This is a genomic window from Bacillus sp. TH50, assembly GCF_016650565.1.
In the GTDB taxonomy this organism is placed as follows: domain Bacteria; phylum Bacillota; class Bacilli; order Bacillales; family Bacillaceae_G; genus Bacillus_A; species Bacillus_A mycoides.
Window position 1 is genome coordinate 225,802 of the sequence record NZ_JAEKFM010000008.1, and the last position, 23,210, is coordinate 249,011.

10 protein-coding genes and 5 pseudogenes are annotated in these 23,210 nt (G+C 31.9%); 6 read left to right on the forward strand and 9 right to left on the reverse strand.

What is annotated here, in order from left to right; genetic code table 11:
* Positions 1 to 20 precede the first annotated feature (20 nt).
* Positions 21 to 7,619, reverse strand: a pseudogene (locus JFU23_RS29175) (non-ribosomal peptide synthetase).
* 336 nt (positions 7,620 to 7,955) lie between these two features.
* On the opposite strand from JFU23_RS29175, the pseudogene JFU23_RS29180 reads away from it, so the two are divergent.
* From JFU23_RS29180 to JFU23_RS29190, 3 genes and pseudogenes are all read left to right on the forward strand, one after another.
* A pseudogene (locus JFU23_RS29180) lies at positions 7,956 to 8,333 on the forward strand (aldo/keto reductase); the annotation flags it as partial.
* Between the two features lie 484 nt (positions 8,334 to 8,817).
* A complete protein-coding gene (locus tag JFU23_RS29185; RefSeq protein ID WP_201033434.1) occupies positions 8,818 to 10,470 on the forward strand; it encodes a pyridoxal phosphate-dependent decarboxylase family protein in 1,653 nt (550 codons plus the stop codon).
* A 103-nt stretch (positions 10,471 to 10,573) separates the two neighbouring features.
* Complete coding sequence (locus JFU23_RS29190) at positions 10,574 to 11,218, forward strand: hypothetical protein (protein ID WP_201033435.1); 645 nt, start codon at positions 10,574 to 10,576, stop codon at positions 11,216 to 11,218.
* Between the two features lie 842 nt (positions 11,219 to 12,060).
* On the opposite strand, the gene JFU23_RS29195 is transcribed toward JFU23_RS29190, so the two are convergent.
* Positions 12,061 to 12,471: a hypothetical protein gene (locus JFU23_RS29195; RefSeq protein ID WP_201033436.1), complete on the reverse strand. Its 411-nt coding sequence runs from the start codon at positions 12,469 to 12,471 to the stop codon at positions 12,061 to 12,063.
* Between the two features lie 104 nt (positions 12,472 to 12,575).
* Complete coding sequence (locus JFU23_RS29200) at positions 12,576 to 12,773, reverse strand: helix-turn-helix transcriptional regulator (protein WP_201033437.1); 198 nt, start codon at positions 12,771 to 12,773, stop codon at positions 12,576 to 12,578.
* Positions 12,774 to 12,925: 152 nt separating this feature from the next.
* Here JFU23_RS29200 and JFU23_RS29205 point away from each other — a divergent pair, with 152 nt between their 5' ends.
* Positions 12,926 to 13,285 (forward strand): helix-turn-helix domain-containing protein, encoded by a 360-nt coding sequence (locus JFU23_RS29205; protein ID WP_047387797.1) that lies wholly within the window; start codon positions 12,926 to 12,928, stop codon positions 13,283 to 13,285.
* 103 nt (positions 13,286 to 13,388) lie between these two features.
* Here JFU23_RS29205 and JFU23_RS29210 read toward each other — a convergent pair.
* Together JFU23_RS29210 and JFU23_RS29215 are read right to left on the reverse strand one after the other, a co-directional pair.
* A pseudogene (locus tag JFU23_RS29210) lies at positions 13,389 to 13,580 on the reverse strand (tyrosine-type recombinase/integrase); the annotation flags it as partial.
* Positions 13,581 to 14,043: 463 nt separating this feature from the next.
* A complete protein-coding gene (locus JFU23_RS29215; RefSeq protein ID WP_201033438.1) occupies positions 14,044 to 15,204 on the reverse strand; it encodes an HNH endonuclease in 1,161 nt (386 codons plus the stop codon).
* A gap of 657 nt (positions 15,205 to 15,861) precedes the next feature.
* Here JFU23_RS29215 and JFU23_RS29220 point away from each other — a divergent pair.
* A complete protein-coding gene (locus JFU23_RS29220) occupies positions 15,862 to 16,569 on the forward strand; it encodes an IS6 family transposase (RefSeq protein WP_201033439.1) in 708 nt (235 codons plus the stop codon).
* Between the two features lie 31 nt (positions 16,570 to 16,600).
* Here JFU23_RS29220 and satA read toward each other — a convergent pair.
* Both satA and asnB read right to left on the reverse strand, forming a co-directional pair.
* Positions 16,601 to 17,029 (reverse strand): annotated as a pseudogene (satA, locus tag JFU23_RS29225) (streptothricin N-acetyltransferase SatA); the annotation flags it as partial.
* 218 nt (positions 17,030 to 17,247) lie between these two features.
* The gene (gene asnB / locus JFU23_RS29230) at positions 17,248 to 19,071 is read right to left on the reverse strand and encodes an asparagine synthase (glutamine-hydrolyzing) (protein ID WP_016096848.1); all 1,824 of its coding nucleotides are present in this window, start codon (positions 19,069 to 19,071) and stop codon (positions 17,248 to 17,250) included.
* Between the two features lie 401 nt (positions 19,072 to 19,472).
* Between asnB and JFU23_RS29235 the strand changes: the two genes are divergently transcribed.
* Positions 19,473 to 20,051 (forward strand): TetR/AcrR family transcriptional regulator, encoded by a 579-nt coding sequence (locus JFU23_RS29235; protein WP_016096849.1) that lies wholly within the window; start codon positions 19,473 to 19,475, stop codon positions 20,049 to 20,051.
* A 120-nt stretch (positions 20,052 to 20,171) separates the two neighbouring features.
* On the opposite strand, the pseudogene JFU23_RS29240 reads toward JFU23_RS29235, so the two are convergent.
* Positions 20,172 to 21,268 (reverse strand): annotated as a pseudogene (locus JFU23_RS29240) (RNA-guided endonuclease TnpB family protein).
* Between the two features lie 11 nt (positions 21,269 to 21,279).
* A complete protein-coding gene (gene tnpA, locus JFU23_RS29245; protein WP_113937393.1) occupies positions 21,280 to 21,678 on the reverse strand; it encodes an IS200/IS605 family transposase in 399 nt (132 codons plus the stop codon).
* Positions 21,679 to 23,210 lie beyond the last annotated feature (1,532 nt).

Here is a 23,210-nt window from a genome sequence, read left to right on the forward strand (position 1 = left end):
TTAAAAATCGATAGTATATGCTATAACAGTATTGGTTCTTTAATTAATGGTAAATACCCTATACTCATGGCATAATTTAATAACAAATTGATATACTCTTGATTTGGTTCTAAACAATGTACATTCTTCAAATATCCTTGCGTATACGAACAAGATGGAATAGCTACCGATAGTTCTTCTACAGATTCTAACAAAGGCATTATGAGCTCTAAAGCTTGTTGATCATCAGTAGTTAGATTGGTATTAAAAACCTTCTCTACATACTTTCCTTGCTTCATTAACATTATATCGTATCCAAAAGCTTGTAAACTATTAATAAATTGGTCCCATTTAAGCTGAGTTGGATTACAAATATGCATGGTTTTATTTACTGTATTGGCCTTATAAGATAGTTCAGTAATAGCTAAACTTCCATAGTCCACAGGTGTTAAATCTACATACGTATTGATTTCAGGTGCTATGTTAGATAAGCATATCCCTTTCAATAATCTATAAAAAGCGTTTTCATTAATATTAAATTGAAATTTACCCGTTTTAGAGTTACCCACTAAGTTTCCCACACGGTATATCGTAGCACGCACTCCTTTTTCCATTGCCTCTCTGACCATTTTCTCGCCTAGAAACTTACTTTCTAAGTACACATTATCTAAATTTTGCCCTCTATCAAAATTAGACTCAAAGAATTTAAATTCTTTTGGATCGCTTTCAGCCTGCCCTACTACACTTAAAGTCGATATATAATGAAAACGTGCATTTGTATTCTTAGCTAATTCCAATAAGTATTTTGTAGACTGAACATTTACTTTTTGAAAATGCTCACGTTCTCCATAGTGTCTAACTTCTCCACCACAATGTATTATTGACTCTACGTTACTCTTTAAATGATCCAATTGCTTTGAATCCAGACCTAGATTTATCAAAGATAAATCTCCTTCAATTAATTCTACGCTCTCCTCCAACTTTTGAATAATTTCTTTACCGAAATAAAATCTCATTCTTTCTTTTAACTTTTCATCAATTACTTGATTCTCATTTTTTCTTACTAAACAGTAAATAGTCGTAGATGGCAACTGTAATAATCGTTCTAAAACATGAGCTCCTAAATATCCTGTTGCTCCTGTAAGAAAAATTGCTTGTGGATAATTCACCATATCTATCCCGCATTCTTCCAATTTATTTCTTTTATAAACAGGGGGCGTTTTCGTTTCATTTTCAATGCATGCTACATTAATATCTTTCTCTTTCTTTAACGGCATATTTTCCATCTCTTCAATATGATAGGCTAATTTTTCTATTGTTCTATACTTAAAAAAATCTTGAATTTTTAAGTTAGGATATAACGGTTTTAATTTAACTAATGCCGGCATAACTTTTAAAGAATGTCCACCCAAATTAAAGAAATCATCTTTTAAACCTATAGATTTTATGTTTAAAACTTCAGACCATACTTTTGCAATATTTTTTTGCACTTTAGTTTGAGGCTTAAGTATACAAACATCCTTTTGCCCATTATCAAAGTCTATTTCTGGAATTTTTTCGAAATTAATTTTCCCATTAGCTGTTATTGGTATTTCTAATACATGAGAGTAATATTTAGGGATCATATATTCTGGCAATACATTTGATAAATGTATTGCTAACTTATTTTTCTCTATTTCTATACCGTCCACTGTTTTATAATAAGCTTGCAATAGCATTCCATCTTTTGTTTGTGTTACAACAGCCTGACTTATCCCCTCAAATTGGAATATTGCATCTTCTATTTCCCCTAATTCAATTCTATGCCCTCTAATTTTAACCTGCTTATCTTTTCTCCCCATAAATTCTATATTTCCATTTGGTAACCACTTTGCTAAATCACCTGTTCGATATAACCTTTTACTATTATCTTCTGAAAATGGATTTGAAATAAATGCCTGTTTTGTTTTCTCTTCCTGCTTCCAATACCCTTGGGCCAATCCTAAACTCTCAATATATAATTCACCCATGCCACCTACCGGACAATGTTGCATATATGAGTTCAATATATGAACCTTTGTATTAGAAATTGGAATACCAATCGGTATACTACCTAAAATGTTATTTTCGCATTCTAAGACTGGTATGAAGTAATACATTGCTGAAACAGTTGCTTCAGTAGGGCCATACTCATTTACCAGTTGCACTTGGTTTTTAAAAGCATTTTGCCAACTCCTAATAGCATTTGTTGATGCAGCTTCTCCTCCCATTATCATAAATCTTAAAGAACGTATCTTCTCGCTATCTAGTTTAGTTAATGAAGTAGATAATTCATTGAAATATACTGTTGGTAAATCAGAAATAGTTGCTTGTATTTCTTGGACAGCTTGGGCATATGCTACAGTTGAATAGCGCTGTTCATCACTTAATAAATGTAATTCTGCCCCATTTAACAAAGTAGAAAAAATTTCTGATACAGAAGAATCAAAACTATGAGAATAAAACTGTGTTACTTTATCATCTGGGGAAATATGAAACACTTCATTTCTCCATTCAGCTAAATTCAATACTCCTTTATGGGTTAATAATGTACCTTTTGGTTTGCCTGTTGATCCTGAAGTATAAATCACATATGCCAAGTCATCTGATTTATTTTAAATTTTAACATCATCATTTATTGTCGTACGATATATATCCTCTATTATTGAAACCTTATAATTACTTAAATTCAAATGATTTTTGTATTTATTATTCGTTATAATTCTACATGCCTCGCTGTCACTTACTATATAATTAATTCTATCCTCGGGGTATTTTACATCGATTGGTATATAGGCAGCGCCAGCTTTTAATATTCCAATCATAGAGACAATACTATTGATACTTCTATCTAAAAATATGGCTACTTTGTCACCTGTTTTTATACCTTTTTCGAGTAAATGTTGAGCTACTTGATTAGAATTCATATTTAATTGTCTATATGTTAAAGACTCTGTTTCTGTAGCTATAGCAATCCGATTTGATTGTCTATCAACTTGCTTATAAAATTGCTCCTGTATATTTTGAAAATAAGGATACGGTCTTTCTGTATGATTTACCTTTCTATATAGAGATTCCTCTTCCAGTGATAGGAATGAAAGATTCTCATATGCCACTGTTCTTTGATGAATAAATGCGTCCAGTATATTAAGTAAATTTTGAGTAAACCTATTAATTGACGCTTCCTTGAAAAGATTAATATTATACTCAAATGAAATCTCTACATAATCCGATCCTTCTTCAACAGCTAAAGAAATGTCAAACTTACTAACATCTTGTTTAATAGGTAACAATTGAAGCTTGTACGCATCATGCTGTTGCAAAATATCTTTCTGATAGCTAAACATTGTAGAAAAGATAGGGTTATTTCCAAAACTTCTATCAGGATTTATTTGCTCAATTACTTTATCAAATGGGTACGATTGGTTTTGGAAAGAATTCAAACATTTTTCTTTAACGACTTGTACTAGTTGTTTTAAATTTTTCACATCATTTAATTGTGTTCTAATAGCTAAAGTATTTACAAAAAATCCTTGTATTTGTTCAAATTCCTGATAATTCCTTCCAGCAACCGGTGTACCTACAATAATATCTTTTTGATCCGTTAGATAGTGTAACAATTGTATATATGCTGCCAAAAATAGCATATACATAGACACATTCTCTTGTTCACATACTTGTTTCAAAGACTCTTTCATTTTATTATCTAACTTCATTTCAAAGACTTTACCTTTATTTGTACTTTGACGATCCCTACTAAAATCTAACGGAAGATTTAGTATGGGAAGAGGCGCCGAAAGCTCGGTCATCCAATAAGATTTTTCTGTATCCCACCGGCCTAATTTTAGCTGCTTGTGTTCCCACTCAACATAATCCACATATCGATTGGGGATAGTTGGTAAATCAGGATTTCTCCGATTAGCAAAGGCATTATATACCTTCATTAATTCATCTAATAAATTCCTTACACTCCACTCATCGGTAATAATATGGTGTAAATTGATATATAAATAGGATCTTTTCTTATCAAGATTAAAAATTCTAATCCGGAAAAGTGGTCCATTTTCCAAATCAAATGGTGTATGATCCGTTTGATTTATTGTTCTACGTATATATTCTTGTTGTTCCTTTTTAGTTATGTGTTCAATATCATCGTGAATAAGGTCAATAGATATTGATTTTAATATGACCTGTCTAGGCTCCCCGTTTTTTTCAATAAACACTGTTCGTAGCATCTCGTGTCGTTCAACTAAAAATCTTATGGCGTCTTGTAAAATATTCTTTTTTAAACTTGGCTCAATATTTATGTGTAGTTGTGTATCATATACTCTATTAATAGCGTTATACTTATTTAAAAACCAGATTCTTTTTTGAGCACTGGATAACTTATAACATTCCTTATCTGCAACCTTTAATACTTGCATATCATGTTCTTCTCTATCCGTATTTACTTCCATTAATTTATCAATGTAAGCAGATAGACTAGCAATTGTTGTATGCTCAAAAATATCTCTAATTTCTATTTTCAAATGAAACTCTTTTTGAATTTGATTTAACACTTGCACAGCAATTAATGAATGTCCCCCAAGTTTAAAAAAGTCATCATCTCTGCTGATTCTATATTTCCCTAAATTTAAAATCTCTGACCATGTTTTTACCAACCTTTTTTCTGTTTCACTTATTGGTGGTACATATTGATTCTTCATATTTTCAAGTAAAGATGGGATTTGTAATTCTAATTTTTTTCTATCAATCTTACCACTTGGTGATAATGGAAATGTTTTAAGGTGAAATACATAATTTGGAGTCATAAAATCTGGTAAACTTTCACTTAAGAATGTTTTTAAGTCCTCTTGTTTTATCTCTGTATTGTCTTTTGATAAATAAAAGCTAGCGATTTTGTCATTTTGATAAGTTACTACTACTGCATCTTTTACCTCTGGGTGTTTAAATAATGCTCTTTCAATTTCATCAAGCTCAATTCGATACCCACGTAGTTTTACTTGATTATCTTTCCTTCCGATAAATTCTAAGTTCCCACTTGGTAAAAGACGTACTAAATCCCCAGTACGATACATTTTTTTATCGCGATTATAGGATTCTTCTAAAGAAATAAATGCCTCTTCTGTTTTTTCCTTTTGATTTATATATCCTTTGGCAACCCCATCACCACCAATGAATAACTCACCTACTACTCCTGACGGACATAACGTGTTGAACGGACTGACCACGAAAACTTTACTATTAGCAATTGGTTTACCTATTGGGATATTAGAACTTTCTTCTTTTATCTCATGATTTACTTCATAAATGGTTGTACATACAGTAGCTTCAGTAGGACCATATGCGTTAAGAACTGGAATCTTTAACCCTAATTTACTTTGCCATTTACGAACTGATTCAGCAGGTAGGGTTTCCCCTCCCACAAATACACATTTTAAAGAATTTAATGTAAGTAACATTTCTTTTGGCATATCAGCTATTAATTTAAAAAATGCAGTTGGTAAAAGAACATATGTAATACCATTCTTGTTAATTGCATTTATAAATTCTTCTGCAGAACGTTTTTCCATTTCAGAAATTAAATGCATTCTCCCTCCGCATAACAAAACCGGAAACATTTCCATAATGGAGGCATCAAAAATCATCGTTGCAAATTGTAAAAATACATCATTTTTGTCTAAATTAAATTGATTCATTAATGAATATGATAAATTAATTACTCCTTTATGTGGTACACCTACTCCTTTTGGAAAACCTGTCGAACCTGACGTGTAGATAATATACGCTGTATCTTCTATGGTATGTGTAGGTACAATATTTTCTATAGAATTAGCGTAATGAAAATCCTCTAGATAAATTGTATGAATCGCAAAACTTTCAATTAATCCCCTGAATTCTTTCTTTGTAATAATCATTTGACTTTCACTATCTTTTAATATATATTCTATTCTTTTTTCAGGAAACTTTGGATCGATTGGTACATAAACTCCACCTGATTTTAGTATGCCTAGAATCCACACAATTGTATCAATCTCTCTCACCATAGTAATACTTACACGCTGTCCCTTTTTTATATCATTTTCACGTAAATAATTCGCTATTTGATTTGACCTTTGCTGCAAGTCATAATAGGTAATCGATTTATCCCCCATTGAAATCGCTATTTGATTTGGCGATTTTAATGCTTGTAGATCGATTAATTGATCTAGTGTTTTTGAATTAGGATATGCAAGAGTATTTGAGTTTATATCTTTGTATAAACGATGATCCTTTTTTAAAAGTAAATCCAATGAATGGATAGGCTCATTTACATTCTTCATTAGTTTTTGTAACAAATATATATATCTTTCAACTAAATCACTAATACTCTCTGCCTTATATAACGCTGAATTATAGTCAACCTCAATTTTATTCTCTGTTTCCCCTTCATATCTCATTATTCTCCAGGTCATGTTAAAAGGATTTACTCTTTTACAATCTGTTAAAACTGTGGACTCAATATCTGGAATTTTCAATTGAGGTATCCTTACCGTATTAAATGCTGTTGAATATATCATATTATGATGTGTATTATTATTTAGATTTAAATCTTTTACTATATGTGAATATGGATTATGTTTATACTTAATAGCCAAATGAACAGATTTGTTCACCTTGTTAAGTATCCCCTTAAATGTATCCCCCTTTTCTATTGTTATACGTATTGGTAATGTATTAACAAAATAACCAAAAGCATTCCCTTCTTCCGTGTGTGGTCTAGTATTAATTGGAATACCTACAATAATTTCTTCAGCGTTTGTCATTTGATGAAGCAAGGCACAATAAGTACTTAACATAACCCGATAGACACTTATGTTATTTCTTTTAGAAAAACATTGTATTTGATAAAATAGATCGGCATCAATATTCTTACTTATATTTTCATTCGTATATATCGGTTCATTCATTTTATTAATAGTAGCTGGAAACTCTATAGGAGGTAATTCACCTTGTAAATAATCTTTCCAATAGGATGATCCTTCTCTATATATTGCACTGTCAATAAAACCTTCCTCAAATTCTACAAGGCTCTTATACGGAGATTCTAATACTAAACCCGTATTTTCTTGAAGTAATTCACAATACGTATGAGACAATTGTTGGATAAAAATCCCTAAACTACATCCATCATAAATAATGTGATGAAAAATCATATGTAAAATAAATTCATCTTCACACAATTTAATGATGTGGAATTTAAACAAAGGCCCTTCTTCTAAATCAAATTTCTCATTCACTATAGAGTCTAAGAATTTTTTAAAAATAAATTTTTGTTCTGTGTTTTTAAAAGCAGTTAAATCCTTAATTGGTATATCAAAATCTATACTCTTTTGAATGAATTGTTTAATTTTTTCGTCCCTTTTAATAAATAGTGTACGTAGCGCCGGATGAGATTGCACTATTAAAGTAAGCGCTTTCTTAAAAGTATCTATTTGAAGATTTTCTTTTATCTTTATTATGGTAGCTTCATTGTTCATTCCATTTTCTAATTCCATTTGATGAGCTATCCATAATGCTTCTTGCCCTACTGTTGCATCCAATTCTTCTACAATTTCACATTGCTTTTGTATTTTCTTCATATGAATTTCTCCTTTTATAAATATTTCAAAACGGATAATATTTACAGTTACAACTATATGTACATATTCTACGATTTGTAAATGTATTTTTCCCGACTAAATTCAACATTTATTTCGCTTATTGCATAGTTATTAAAATGATGAATAAAATTCATATTTATACCGTAAAAGTTCATACTTTTATTCAATTCAAGCATAAAAAATCATTTCACTAATAATTCTAATTACTTTTTATAAAGTAATCTCATATATATTTATTAAAATATACACTCTAATTTATATCCCGAAAATAAATTCAAGAATATTCCAACTGATCACTATATATATTGCTAATAACATAAAGAACCTGAAAAAGACATCCTTCCTTATATTGAAAAACATAATTTAGGTGCTGTGATTAGAGGTCCACTTAAGATGGGGATTTTAACTGGGAAATTTAATCCTGAAACTCAATTTCCAGACGACGATTTAAGAAAAGATTGGCCAAAAGAAAATTGGTTTAAAGATAGCTTAAATAAAGTAGAGAAATTACGTTCACTTATACGATCAAATCGAAGTCTCGCGCAAATCGCCTTACGTTATGTTTTAAGTCACCCAGCCGTTTCATTTACTATTCCTGGTGCAAAAAATTCTAATCAGGTTGAAGAAAACTCTTCACATTTAACTCGCCCATTATTATTAGATAATGAAATTGAATTCATTAAAAAACTTTGATCGAATAATTATTCTTCCAAAAAAATTATGCTGATTTTACTACCAAATCCATACTACTACTTCTTCTCCACTAGAACATATCTTTAACACTTCCACCCTATTTTTTTTTCTTTTCCCAACAATATCTACAGTTTATAAGGTAGTTGAGCCCTTATATTCAACTACCTTATAATAGTTCTACATTATATTAAAATATCTACTACACTAGTTGAATACATGTTAGGACAACATACAAATTAAATAAACAATTAATTCAGATATATTTTTAGAAACTTTATTATCTCACAATTACTTTTTTTAAAATCAATCAAAAAATTTTTCTTTACTTTAAATTCCATAGTTCATATAATCTTCTATGGAATTACATTTTTTTCTAAATATCTCCTCATTTCTAAATATTTGAAAGGATAATTACAAATTATTATACTCTTTTGTTTAACCAAGTAAAATAAAAATCCAGATTTTCACAAGGAGAAGTGACTGCATGCAAGATATTTTAAAACTATTTCCGAGCGTTGACGGAAATGAAGAAAAACAACAACTTTTATTAGAATCTATGCAGAAAATAATTAAAAATCTTGACCGATTAAAAGATGAAGGACGAGCTACTTTAGGTAAATGTGAGGAAAAGTCAGAAGGATACTACAATAGCTTAATTCAACAAAGCCATATACCACTGGCTGGAATCACTATGTCTGAGGTTATAGAAGAGCTAAACCAATTTATGAATGGCCATCCTTATCCAAATAAATACTACTTGTCTAACGCTGTACCACTACCAAGTATTCCATCACTATTGGGTATACTAACCATGGCACTTTTAAATGGTAATGGCGTCTGGGATGTTTATGGTCCAGGGGCAGCTGAAGCAGAAGTAAAAGTTGTATCCATGCTTTCAAAACTGATTGGTTATAATCCACATAATAGCGGTGGTTATACAACATGGGGTGGACAAGGTTGTGTATTTTCGAGCTTACGTTTAGCAATTTCTAAACAATTCCCATCAGCAAAAGAACATGGCGCTCCACAAAATGTATATTGCTTTGCTTCTGAAAATGCACATTATAGTTTATTAAAGTCAGCTGAAGCAACTGGCATTGGGACAAATCACTTAATAAAAGTGAAAACTGATCCTTATACAAACTCTATGGATATAGAAGATTTAGAGAATAAAATGATACAAGTTATTAAAAATGACGGTATCCCTCTTTATATTCTAGCTACTATGGGGTCAACAGATACATTTACCATTGATGATATAAAAAAAATTAAAGAGAGCGCTGAAACAATACAGAAAAAATATAAATTAAAACCTATTTATATCCATGCTGATTCTGCAATGGGCGGATTCTATAGTTTCTTTAATAATTATAGTTTCGAAGAAAATCCACTTTCATTTGAACCTAGCTTAAAAAATGCTTTACAATACGTACAAGATAAAATGCAATACATGGCACTTGCTGATAGTGTATGTTTTGATTTTCATAAATTAGGACAAACACCTTATGCTTCAAGTATTTTAATCGTAAAAAATCATACTGATTTACAACTGATGGACATTGAACAAGATGATACACCTTATCTTGGTAATAGATCATATGGGAGTTATCATACAGGCTATACTTTAGAATGTTCACGAGCTGGTAGTGCTATTCCGATGTATATCAATCTATTAGCCTTTGGAATTGAAGGATACCAAAAATTATTAGCAAATTATATTCGTGTAAATCTATTATTTAGAGAAAAGTTGCGCAAGGTCCTACCTCAAGTCGCAATCACAAATGATTTTACATATGGACCAATTACAACTTTCCGTTTTTATATGAATGGAGATGGCCAAGAAAATTGGGAAAAAGAACGAATAGGCCTTGCAACAAAGGAAGAGATTGAGGGTACAAACCGATTAAATATAGAACTATTTAATTACCTAGGAAAAAATCGCGATCAAGTATTTTTTGGTGATACAACTCGTTCTTGTGTAGTAGATGTAATAAACAGTTATGATAGAAATCCGATTTCTACATTAAAATTCTTTTCAATCTCTCCATATACAACTGTTGAATGTATAGATGAGATCGTAGAATTTCTTTATAAACATATTTCGATTGCTACTAAACAGATTTATTCATATGTTTAATAACCATTTTTGTTAGCGCTTTAATAGTTAAACTTAACTAAATTAAATAAAATTTTTAATCCTTTTAATTACTATTAACTATATCAGGGAAGAGGAAAAACATATGAATATAGAGCTACTTGATACACACCACGTGAAAGATGCAGCACATTTACTTGCACATTCTTTTGTGAATAATGAACCTCTTGTAAGCAGTTTACAAATTCCTTTTGCTTCTTTTCACAAAATGTGCGAAGAAATGATGAAACAAGCTGTATCTCAAGCCATGTCATTTGTAGCAATAGAAAATTTTCAAATTGTTGGAGTTCTTTTAACAAAAAAAGTAACCCAGCCACTAATAGATACAGATAAAGCGACTGAACTATGCCCACAAATGGAACCTATTTTTCAACTTTTAGATACATTAGAGACAGAATCTATTGAGTTTTCTCATTTAGATAAAGAAAAATTGGTCTATCTAGATATGGGCGCTTGTCATCCAGATTGGATGGGGAGTGGGATAATCACCACCCTTCTTTCACATGCCATTCAAGAGATAAGTAAAAAAGATTTTGATTTTATTGCTGCTTGTACAAATAAAATTTCTCAAAATATCCTTAAAAAACTATATACGACCTTTGAAATGAATGAAATAGTGTATAGTAAATTTCTTTATAAGGAAGCATATCCATTTGCTAACACAACAACTTCCTTAGCAGCTCAATTACTATATATACCTCAATCTCAATTTGTCATTCAGGCTATATAAATTTACGACGAAGACTAGCTGTACTTTTGTGCAGCTGTTTTTTTATATAGAGTAAATTAGTAATAGATATTCTTACATAAGTGATACCTTTCACACTTTAACTTCTTCGAATTCAATAGCCACTTTCTCAGCATACCTTATCTCTCAGCTTAGCCTACCTAAAGATCCCCTTCTATTTATTTCAACATGTTTCATCATGCTTTAATTTCATATGTTCCATTATTTCATCTATACAAGTAACTTAGACACTTCTCCCTATTTAATAACTAATCTTTTACTTTTTAAGTAACGATTGATACACATCTTCCCACTCTTAAGTACTTGAAAATTTTCACCTAATAACCCCTTAACAATCCCTGTAATTCTTACAATTCTCTTTCATTTTGTTTATCTATTCATTCATCCCCCATATCCTATATCTACCTAATCTTCCCCAAAGAATCCAATGTAAAATTCATGATAAAAGGAAACAACCGTGTCATATGTAGAGCATTTAAGGAAAAGGAGTGAGACTTACTGGGTTACCCTTTCTTCTCATCCTTTTAAGAAGCTCTTTTAAGTCTAATTCTATTGTATTTCTGCTAAATTACATTCCCACTAATAAATAGCATCTTATATAACTATATAAACACTCTAGCAAGTCATTAAAGGAATCTCCTTTCCCCTATCGAATTATTGTAGAGGGAAAGGAGATGAATGCATGGAAATCCTAGGACTAGATACGCGAGCATTAGCGACATTAGGTGCACTTGAATACACCAATCGTCGCAATAAATTAATCGAAGACTCGAAGAATAACATATACGAGTGTAAAGAAATAAAAGAAATACTTCAATCACTCCCTAAAGAGAAGCAGATTGAGGTTCTTGAGAATCAAGCTCACTTTGAAGCAGTGGCAAAGATGATTGAACAAAACAATTTAATTCTTTTAGAACAGATGAAAGCTCTACAGCTAATTCAGAAATAAGAAACTTATGATTAATTAATTCTACATACGCTTCCATAAATAATGTATCTTTATTTATACCATCAGCCTCTGTTTTTACAGGGGCTTTTGTTATGCTCTTGTTCATATTTTGAATTTGAATGGTTTCTTTCACATGTACGAATAGATCTTCTAATAAACCTGGAGTAGACTCTAGTTCTTGCTTTTCAATTTCCTCTGTTACAGCACTAATAAATTCCCATAGTACTTTTGCACCTAGTAGTTCTGCTAATCGTTTTTCACGCATTTCAAATGTTTTCATATTCATATTGAACACTTCCTCTTCTGTATTTTTTACTATTAATTTGACTATCTAAATTATGATGGAACTGATATATATCTTATTCAAATTCTCTACCCTCCTTTTGTAAACTATAGTTTACAAAAGGACCCAAAAATAGATTCCACACTTGTTCCTAAAACTTTTGCTATTTTTATAGCTAACTTAACGTTAGGTTGTTTTTTATTATTCTCTATCTCAGAAATATAAGTGCGCGATAAACCAACTTGTGCCGCTAACTTTTCTTGTGATATTCGTTTTTCTTTCCTTAATTCAGCTATCTTATTCATTTCTATACTCCTCTCCAATTTTGTATTCATATGATTACAAAACAATTGTAAACCATAGTTTACTTAATCGTCAACAATGTTTTACATGTTTTTTCTCTATTTTAGTTTCTTTTTGTAAATTATTGTTTACAATTGTACTAGGAGGATTATATATGAAGAAAACTCTTGGTGAAATTATAAAAAATTATCGTTTAACAAATAAACTATCCTTACGCGAGTTTGCTCAAAAATGTGATGTTAGTCATACTTATATAGACAAACTTGAAAAAGGTGTAGATTCAAGAACTGGAAAACCTGTAGAACCCACGCTTTTAGTAATAGAAAAGATATCAAATGCCATGAATATAAGCACAAAATCCTTATTAGAAGAAATAGGATTCATTACAAGAGATAATATTGAGGTAACTGATACAGAATTAGAACAGTGGTTTAAAGCTATTAAAAGTGCCTCTCCTCAAAAGCAGGAGGAATTAAAGAAGTTTTGGGAGTTTTTAATACAAAAGGAAGACTAAATTAGCTAAAAGGCCTCCACCTTGATAGGGTGGAGGTTTATTTGATTACTTTCATACTTTATAACACCAATGTTCACAGAATTGGTCACATTACTTACAAGATCTACTCAATTTTGTTGACTGCATCCTCTGGCATTGTTCGCAGCACACGCGAGTATGTATTTAATGTGATTTTAATGTTATTATGTCCTAATCTCTCAGAAATAATCTCAATATTCACATCCTTATCTTGTAGTAGCGTTGCATGGGTATGACGTAAATCATGAAAGCGAACCTTAGGAACGGCGGCCGTTTTATGAATATCCGTTTTTTCCCATTTTGTAAAATGCGGTAATACAGAGGATATTTTCTATACTTTTATAAAAAAGGAAGCCTTCCTTTGAAACTTTAGCTTTCAAAATCCTCCCATTTTTCTCACCATCTCCATAAGTGTACTCTGAGAATAGCGGTTCCTCTTCTCGATTATGTATCTTCGGGTCTAAATATGAGATTATATAACTCATCAAAACACGTTGCTCCATCTAATTCACAGTTTTCTTAAACAAAATTAACATTAATTCATTATCTTAAATGAATAACTTCTCCTGATATAAATTCCAAATTTAAGTACCTTTATTATATATAGGTGTAATATCACACCTTTTTAAAAATCAAACTTCACGTGCAGCATAACTTTCACCTATTCCTTTACGATAAAACATCATATTAAGGGCTTATTCATACCATTATGTGTTACATTGTTAAATTTTTTAATCTATTTATATAAATTTCCCTTTCGATTGAATTAAAAATCTCAGCTCTTCAACAGTAACCAGTGGCTTACGATGAATCATACTATGACAATTAGGGCAAAGCATTGCTAAATCTTCAATTTTAGTCGTTTCATCATTTTTCATTTCAGATATCGGTTTTCTATGATGTGCCTCTATGAAATTCCTTCCTCTATCACCATAAACTTGTTCAAAGTCCATTCCGCACGCCTCACAATAAAGCCTCCCGTGTACTTGGATAAAGCGTTCCTTAGCTTGTTTAATTAATTTATTATTACGTTCTCTATATCTGTGTAATCTAAACTTTTCTTTCCCTTCAGGAAAATCATCTTCTTCATCCACATGTGTATCAAGAGTTATTGTTATAGCTTCTTCACTCAATCGTATTAGAACATCCTTAATAGGATTAAAATCTTCCATTTCTTTTTGTAACAGAGACAGAGCATCAGAAATATTTATTCCTTCAAAGATTCCTTTATGGTCATTCTTTATCCCAATATGATGTAGAATACCCATAGCTTGATAACCTTTGCTCTCCTTCGAATCTAAACCAAGGATATTTTCATCAATCCAGTGGTGACTTTTCGCATTGAATAAGTACTCATATACAACAGAATCTCTTATTTCCTCTCCATAAGAACTATACTCTCGATTTCTTTTAACTGGTTCTAACTTTGAAGTTGAAGTAACTTGAACAGAACCTATTCCTTCATATTCTTCCAAACTTGTAGAAAAAGAAACCTTATAGTATTTCTTATCTATCTTTTTAAAAATCATATACGGTACGTTATCATCAACTTTATTATCCTTTCTAAATTCTTCATATATATTAGGATTCTTCATTTGAACATACTCGGTTAATTTACTAGGCCATAATAATTTTGTCCTAGCTTTTTCTCCCAATCCTTTTCTAATCCTAGCAAGATAGTCTTGTTTCATAAACTCTAGAGTTATTTGAATATTGCTATTTTCCTTCATTACATCTATCTCAAAAAAAGACCTTATATCAATAGGAATACCTGTTTCATTATTAATAAAAGAGGATTTATCCATTTTTTTCATAGCAATATTATTTGATTTTAAAGCCCATGAATGTTTACTTATTTCTTTTTCTTTTAAGGCTGAATTAACCATACTATTTAGATTCATCATCATTCTCCTGTTCTTGATTATATTTAGAATCAAATAAGTCTTTAAGGTTTAAATAGAAGAGCGAGACTTGTCTCAATTGATATACTATCATAATATCATTAAAAAGCTACAAACCCAATGATACCAATGGTTTGATCCGTTTTTATAATGTTTTACTGATACTTTTAAATCCCAACCTACTAAGTATGATATAACGATACACAAGCAAATAACAGATACATTTTATTTTATTAAAAACACTCTTAGCTTAGCCCCTTTAGCAAACAATTCTAGAGACTCCATTCTTCTCCTTATAATGAGCAGAGAGTTGAATCTGTACTATCCCGTAAGTCATGTCCTGCTTCGTAGAAACAAAAGTAAAGATAAAAAAAGACCTCCCTAAGGAAGTCCATTTTTAATTATATAGTGTTATTGACGGTTCAAGTATTTGTTCTTCACTTACTTTTCCTTGATAGCTCTTAGAATTGAACCAGTTGCTATTAACATCGTACCTGCTACAAAGAATGACGCACTAAGTACAAAGAAACCTGTAAGTACATTTGTATTGATAATATAATTATACGGGTTCTGGTGCAAAAACTTCAAAATATCTAAAAAAAGTCTTTCAGACTTGGACATACTGATACTATTACTCTAAAAAAGGATGTGATTGGTATGGAAAAGCAAAATCTATTCAAGTGGAAACATTATCAACCGGATGTTATTTTATTAACCGTGAGATGGTACCTACGGTACAACCTCAGTTTTCGTGATTTAGTCGAAATGATGGAAGAACGCGGGCTATCCCTGGCTCATACAACTATCATGCGATGGGTTCATCAATATGGTCCCGAATTAGATAAGCGAGTACGACGTCATCTTAAGTCAACCAATGATTCTTGGCGAGTCGATGAGACGTATGTGAAAGTCAAAGGTCAATGGATGTACCTATATCGTGCTGTTGATTCAAAAGGATATACAATTGATTTTCATTTAAGCAAAACAAGAGATCATAGGGCTGCAAAGCGTTTTTTCAAGAAAGCTTTGCAGTCTTTTCATGTTTCAAAGCCCCGTGTGATTACAGTGGACAAAAACCCGGCCTATCCTATAGCGATTGAAGAGTTGAAGACAGAGAAAAAGATGCCTGTGGGCATCCAAATAAGGCAGGAAAAATACCTTAATAACATTGTAGAGCAAGATCATCGTTTTATTAAAAAGAGAGTTCGTTCAATGCTAGGATTGAAATCTTTTCGTACAGCTAAATCTATTCTTTCAGGAATAGAAGCGATGCATATCATTAAAAAAGGCCAACTTATTTTACGGGACAAGTCTGTCCAAAATGAAGTGAAGTTTATTCATCAACTATTCGGAATGGCTGCATAAGAATAGATTCCATTAGGAATCTATATACCTCTTTCAAATAAATACAATCTTTGCACCAGAACCGCATATTGCTTTCTTTTGCCCACTGCTTTGCTTGCTCAATTAACCTCCTACCTACTCCAAGTGAACGATATTTTTTATCCACCTTTATATCTTCTATGTAAGCATAGTGATTCCAATTCTTTTTCAATACCATTACTCCTATAATTTGGTCATGTAAAATTGCTATGTAAATTACTTGATCAGGCTTATTTATATATTCAGTGTATGCTAGTTCATCATCATCTTGATCTTGTAAATAACTTTTCTCATAACTTGGAACGTCTTCTACTGTATATTCTATTTGCTTATTTACTTTTGAAAGAGAAAGAATTAACCGAGAGTTTACTATAAAACTATCATCAATCTCCGGTAAATTGTCTAAATCATCTACTTCTAATTCTCTAATTAAAAGGTTCATCGTATTCTCTTTACGTGGGACCTCCAATTCATATTATTCCCCCTAGTTCTTTCCATGTCCCTTATTCAATTCTAATTTACTAACTGATTAGCGTTATTGCAAATCAAGATAATAAAACCGCATCTCCAAATGTTAGATAACTATCTAATACATTGGAGATGCGGTTCACTTAGGTCATTGAGGATTCATCTATCCTCTTTATTCGAAGATTACATTTATCATACTAATTTAATATTATATTCCTGAAGCCAACTATTAACTTGAAGTAAATAATCTATTATACCTCGTGCATCATTACCAGAAATTACTTTGTCTTTTCCTTCTGCAATAGCACGAACTCTTTCTACATTTATTAATGGTAAAATAGGTGATTGAGGATCGTTCAACACATGTAACATCCAATCACTAATACCTTGTAGATAAGAAGCATCCTTTGTGCTTGGATATGCACTTTTTTTGCGATAAAGTACATCCTCTGGAAGTACATTTTCAAAAGCTCGACGTAAAATACCTTTTTCAATATTGTCTATGCTTTTCATTTCGAATGGAACATTCCATAAGTATTCTACAAGCCGGTAATCGCAAAATGGAACTCGCACTTCAAAGCCATTCATCATACTTGTACGATCTTTTCGTTCTAGCATAAATGGCAAGAAACGTGTAATAAACATGTAAGACATTTGACGTTGCTTCATTTGCAGATCACTTTCACCTTCTAAAAAAGGAACCTCAGCAACCGCATCTTCAAATTTTTGTTTTTGATATTTTTCAGGGCTAATCTTTTCTTTAAAATCCTCTGATAAAATTTCTGTACTATACCATAAATTAACACTCCAAGGGAATATCTCTGCATCTAAAAACTTCTCTTGATGGAACCATGGATATCCTGAGAACACTTCATCTGCGGATTCGCCTGAAAGTGCAACTGTTGCGTCTTTTTTCATTTCCTTAAATAGCAAATAAAGTGATGTTTCTAGTTCTCCAACTCCAGGTAGATCACGCGCTCGCATTGGAATTAATAAATGCTCTATTAAACTATCTGATCCCAACTCTATAGAATGATGCTTTGTTCCTACATATTCAGCCACACGTTTCACCCAAGGTTCATCACGATCAAAACGAAGGAAGTCTTGCTCAAAGTCTTTTTCATCATTGATGAAATTCAGGGAATATGTATGAAGGTGTTCCCCTTTATTCCCAAATTCGTTTCCTGCTAAACCTGTTAGACCACTTGAATCTAAACCTCCGGAAAGCATAGATACCACGGGTCTATCAGCAATTAACTGACGTTTAACCGTATCTTGTAAAATGGAGCGGATTGTCTCCACTGTCATATCAATATCATCTATATGGTTTTTACTTTCAAGTTTCCAATACTGTGTCGTATTCGAGCCATTAGAGGTAAACGTCATATAATGGCCAGCACGCACTTCGTGTATATCCTTGAAAATTGCATGACCTGGAGTACGTGTTGGTCCAAGACAAAATATCTCAGAAAGTCCTTCTTTATCTACTTCTGCATCTACAAGTGGGTGCGAAAGTAAAACTTTTAACTCTGAACCAAAGAGAATTGCACTCCCTCTTTGAGCGAAAAATAAAGGCTTCACACCTAGATGATCACGACCAAGCATCAATTTCCCAAATCTTTCATCCCAAATACCAAAAGCAAAAATCCCATTTAAGTGTTGAACACAATCTTCTTGCCATTCTAAATAAGCATGTAGTAATACCTCTGTATCAGACTTTGTCTGAAATTCATGACCTTTCTCCTCAAGTTCTTTACGTAATTCTTGATAGTTATAAATTTCTCCATTGAACGTAAGACCAATCGTATCATTTCCATCTTTATACAGCATAGGTTGAAGGCCACCTTCAGGATCAATGACGATGAGACGTCGATGACCTAATGCCGCCCGTTTTGAAAACCAATGCCCCTCTGCATCAGGTCCTCGGTGAATGATAGCATCTGTCATTTTTTTTAACGTTTCTTGTTCATTAGACAGGTCTTTAGACCAGTCTATCCACCCTGCAATTCCACACATAGTGTCTACCTTCTCTCAAATAGTATAGAAACCGACTAAAATCAAATATCAGTCGGTTTTCCGTAAAAAAATCCGACTAAAAACATCTTTTAGTCATGTTTATATAATAAAATGAATTGAATAAAAAATCAAATAATTCAATCAAGAAAGAAATCACTGTCTCCTTTCACTTGAATTTTCATCGTCCGATTAAAAAGTTATTACCTTAAACTTTCATTTTCATCCTAAGTTATAAAGTTGCATTCTATTATAGTTATATACTAGAAATAAGAATGGTGTATGTTATTCTATAAGAAGCAACTAGGGGACTTTCTATTAAGCTTTAAAAAATGAAAAATAGAATGATAGAGAATGTAATAAAAGAAAACTTCGCTAAATATTTCAAGGATAGGGTGTAGACAATGATCAAATTAGAAAAAGAAAATAAAAAAATGAAAATCATTCAATCTGCCACAATACTGTTCTCTACGCGTGGTGTCCGTAACACAACGGTTGATGAAATTGCAAAGAAAGCTAAAGTTGGTAAAGGTACTATTTATTATTACTATACAGATAAAACTGAAATATTATGTGACTGCTATATGCGTCATATTCAGCTTATACGTTCACAATTATTTGATTTATATAAAGAGGAAAAAGATGTTTTACTTCGAATACAAAAAATCCTTCATTATATCAGCCTAGAATATCATCAAGATCCGTTTGTTTCTACACTCTTTCAAGAATATAAAGAGTACCATTCACCTGAAATTACAGCTTGTTTTAAAAAGTCTGAAGAAGAAGCAATTAAAATGATAAGTAATTTGCTCGAAAAAGGTTATCAGCAAGGAGCTTTGCATAAGGTACCATTACCACTTACAGCTTTTATGTTAGTACGAATGATTTTTAACTATGAACAGGATTATATAAAAGATGATAAAAGTGATAAAGAATTTCTGCAGTTACTAAAGCATATGCTTCGTGAACTACCCGCCACTTAACGTCCTAACGGACTGTTTGAAGTGGGGGCTTCTCGGTTAGTCGTTACTTTTGATAGCTAACGAATTCGTCCTAAGACAGCCGAGCTAACTCCCTTGTTCCAAAGGTTATTTTATTGCTATTTACGCTAACACTAATAGACGTATTGCTTCATTTTTGATATTGATAGCTGCGTTATAATCTCTATCGAGATTTACACCGCATATGCAAGAATAGACTCGTTCAGACAATGACATATTTTTTACATTTCCACAACTGCTACATGTTTTTGTGGAAGGAAACCATTTGTCTATTTTCATAAGTTGTTTTCCTTGTTCGTATAGTTTATAAGCTAAAAAAGTAGTGAACATTCCCCAACTATTGTCAGCGACACTTTTTCCAAAATGAAGTGCTTGCGACATTCCTTTCATGTTTAGGTCTTCAATAGCTACAACATCAAAATGAGTAGCCAACTCTTTAGACTCATGATGAAGGAAATTCTTACGTTGGTTAGCTACCTTCTCATGTAACTTAGCTACACGAATACGTTGTTTATTCCAATGCGTCTTGCTAATACTCGTTGTGCCTTTGCTAATCGGTCTAACATTTTACGATAGAACTTAGGATAATTGGCTTTCTCACCCTCAGAACTAACATATAATCCATCCATCGCAAAGTCTAATCCAACAACTGTTTCTACTTCTTTTTGTACAATCTCTTTTTCGTATTCAGTCAAGATGGACACATAGTATTTACCAGTAGGTGTCATAGAAATCGTACATGACTTGATCATATAATCTTGTGGTATCTCTCTATGCTGTTTGATACGTACCATTTTCAGTTTTGGCAATTTGATATGACTATTAAGCAACATAATATTTCCGTTTACTACATTCGTTGTATAAGACTTTCTGTCTTTTTTACTTTTGAATGTTGGGAAGTCATTTTGACCACTAAAGAAATTCTTATAGGCAGTTTGCAAGTGTAGTTGAGCATTTGCCAGAGCTAATGAGTCAACTTCTTTTAACCACTCAAATTCTGCTTTATATTTCGCGGGAGTTGGAGGCTTTTGTTTCCTTAGTTGTTCCTTATCATCTTTGTATTTTTCGTACGCTTCTTTCCGTTCTGCTAACATTCTATTATACACGAAACGTACACAACCGAAGGTTTTACGCATAAGATATGCTTGTTCTTCTGTTGGATACAAACGGAATTTATATGCTTTATTATGCTTTGTCATATCATTTCACCTCACTTTTCATCTTGATTTTCAATATATTTCTTTACTACATCTATTGGCGAACCACCAGTAGTTAGTAAGCAAAAACTTCTTGACCAAAACATCTCTTTCCAAAGTTTCGTTTTCACTTGTGGAAAGTCTCTCTTGATTAGTCGAGAACTTGCACTCTTATAAGCATTGATGAATTTTGTCATTTCTGTATTCGGATGTGCCTTGAACAAAATATGAACATGGTCTACATCATGATTCCACTCTACCAGTGTTATGTTGTAATTCTCGGATAACCTGATAAACATGTCTTTTGCATAATCTGACATATCATCATCAAACACATTTCTTCTGTATTTTACGACCAACACAAGATGATAATATAACAAGAACACTGAATGATTATTGCTGTCTAATTTCATTGATATACCAACCTTTTTACTTTATAATACTGATTATATCAGAGGCAAAATAAAAAGCAAAGCCTTTTGGCTACGCCAAACCGAAATTCATCTCCCACCTACCGCTGGGCTACGCCCTTCACGCGCTTGAGGAAGGATAATTCTTTCGAGGAATTCGTTAAATTATATACGTCTACTTTACTATCGATAAGCAATTACTAATGTCTCCCATTTAATCGTACTGATTATCTATAAAATGTTTTAAAAACCATCTTGGCTAAAATGATAAAGAAGAAGCTATGAATGCAGTAGCACGCGCAATTCTTTTGGAAAAAACGGATACTACAAGACCTATTACTGCGCGCCAGTGAGCTAAACCTAATTATCAATGTAATGTAATACTGTGTATTTATATCCAGCTATTAAACATATGAAGAAGGTTGGCAAATATCTCACCTCTTGGTTGAGAGCATATTAAATTTCCTAGGTGAGTACAACTTTACTGTTAGTAATTCTCCTTCGTTCCGTCCTTTAAGGGAATCAGGCCTTTTTAGCTCTCCCAAAATTCTCTTAGCGTACGCGATTCGCGTTTTGATGGCGCTACCCTATCGCTATCAAGCTAACAAGAAAAAACAAACCCTAAAGCGTTATTCTTTCTGAGAAATCATAGGAAAGGATAACGTCTTTATATCAGTATTGCAACCCGTATCTAAAACCGCAATAACAATGTCCCTCCTTTCTTACTTTTCTCCCATGCTGCCAGATCATGTATCAGTTTTACTCCACTAGGTATTTCAGCTATACTTGAAGCCATTTCTAATTCTTTGAAAGAAATTAAAGATATTACATTCTGTCCATTCATAGTTAAATTACCATGATTTATTAACTTCACCCCATTAGATTTTAATAAAGACCATCGAGTGCTATTGTTTGGTTTATATGTAATGCAGTATAAAACTTTAAATTTACTTATCGCAAATATAACTTCATTTTCTCCTTAAATTCATTGTGTAGATAAATCATGAAAGATTTGATAATATTCTTTGGTTCAACAGTTAATTTGCCTACGATAAACATGAAATAGAAACTGTCTTCATCCTTCCCATCAAACCAAAATGATTCATGTGAATCAACCATTCTTGGCAAATTAGAAGTATATAATTGAATTGTTGATACTACGCTACATATCTATATTTAAGGTTCGCGTTATACTTCTTATTTATTTTAATAACAAGATTTTGACCTTAATTAGAAATAGATTGCTCTATTAAGGGTGAAGTTTCAATATGAGATTATTTAGTTTGCTCTCGCAAAAGTACTATATTAAATAAATTCGACAAAATCATTCAAATTCCTTTTTCAATTGCGTTTTTCACATCCACAATTACCCATATAAAAAGATGAGTGAAAACGTTTTAGGAATAGGCAAATCACCGGCATTACAATGTGCGTTTAAAAAATTAAAGAAACAAGACTTTTATAAACATACAATTTCATTTTAATAATCTAATAACAAACCTTTAATTTAAACAAATCTAGTTCAAGCAAAAAAA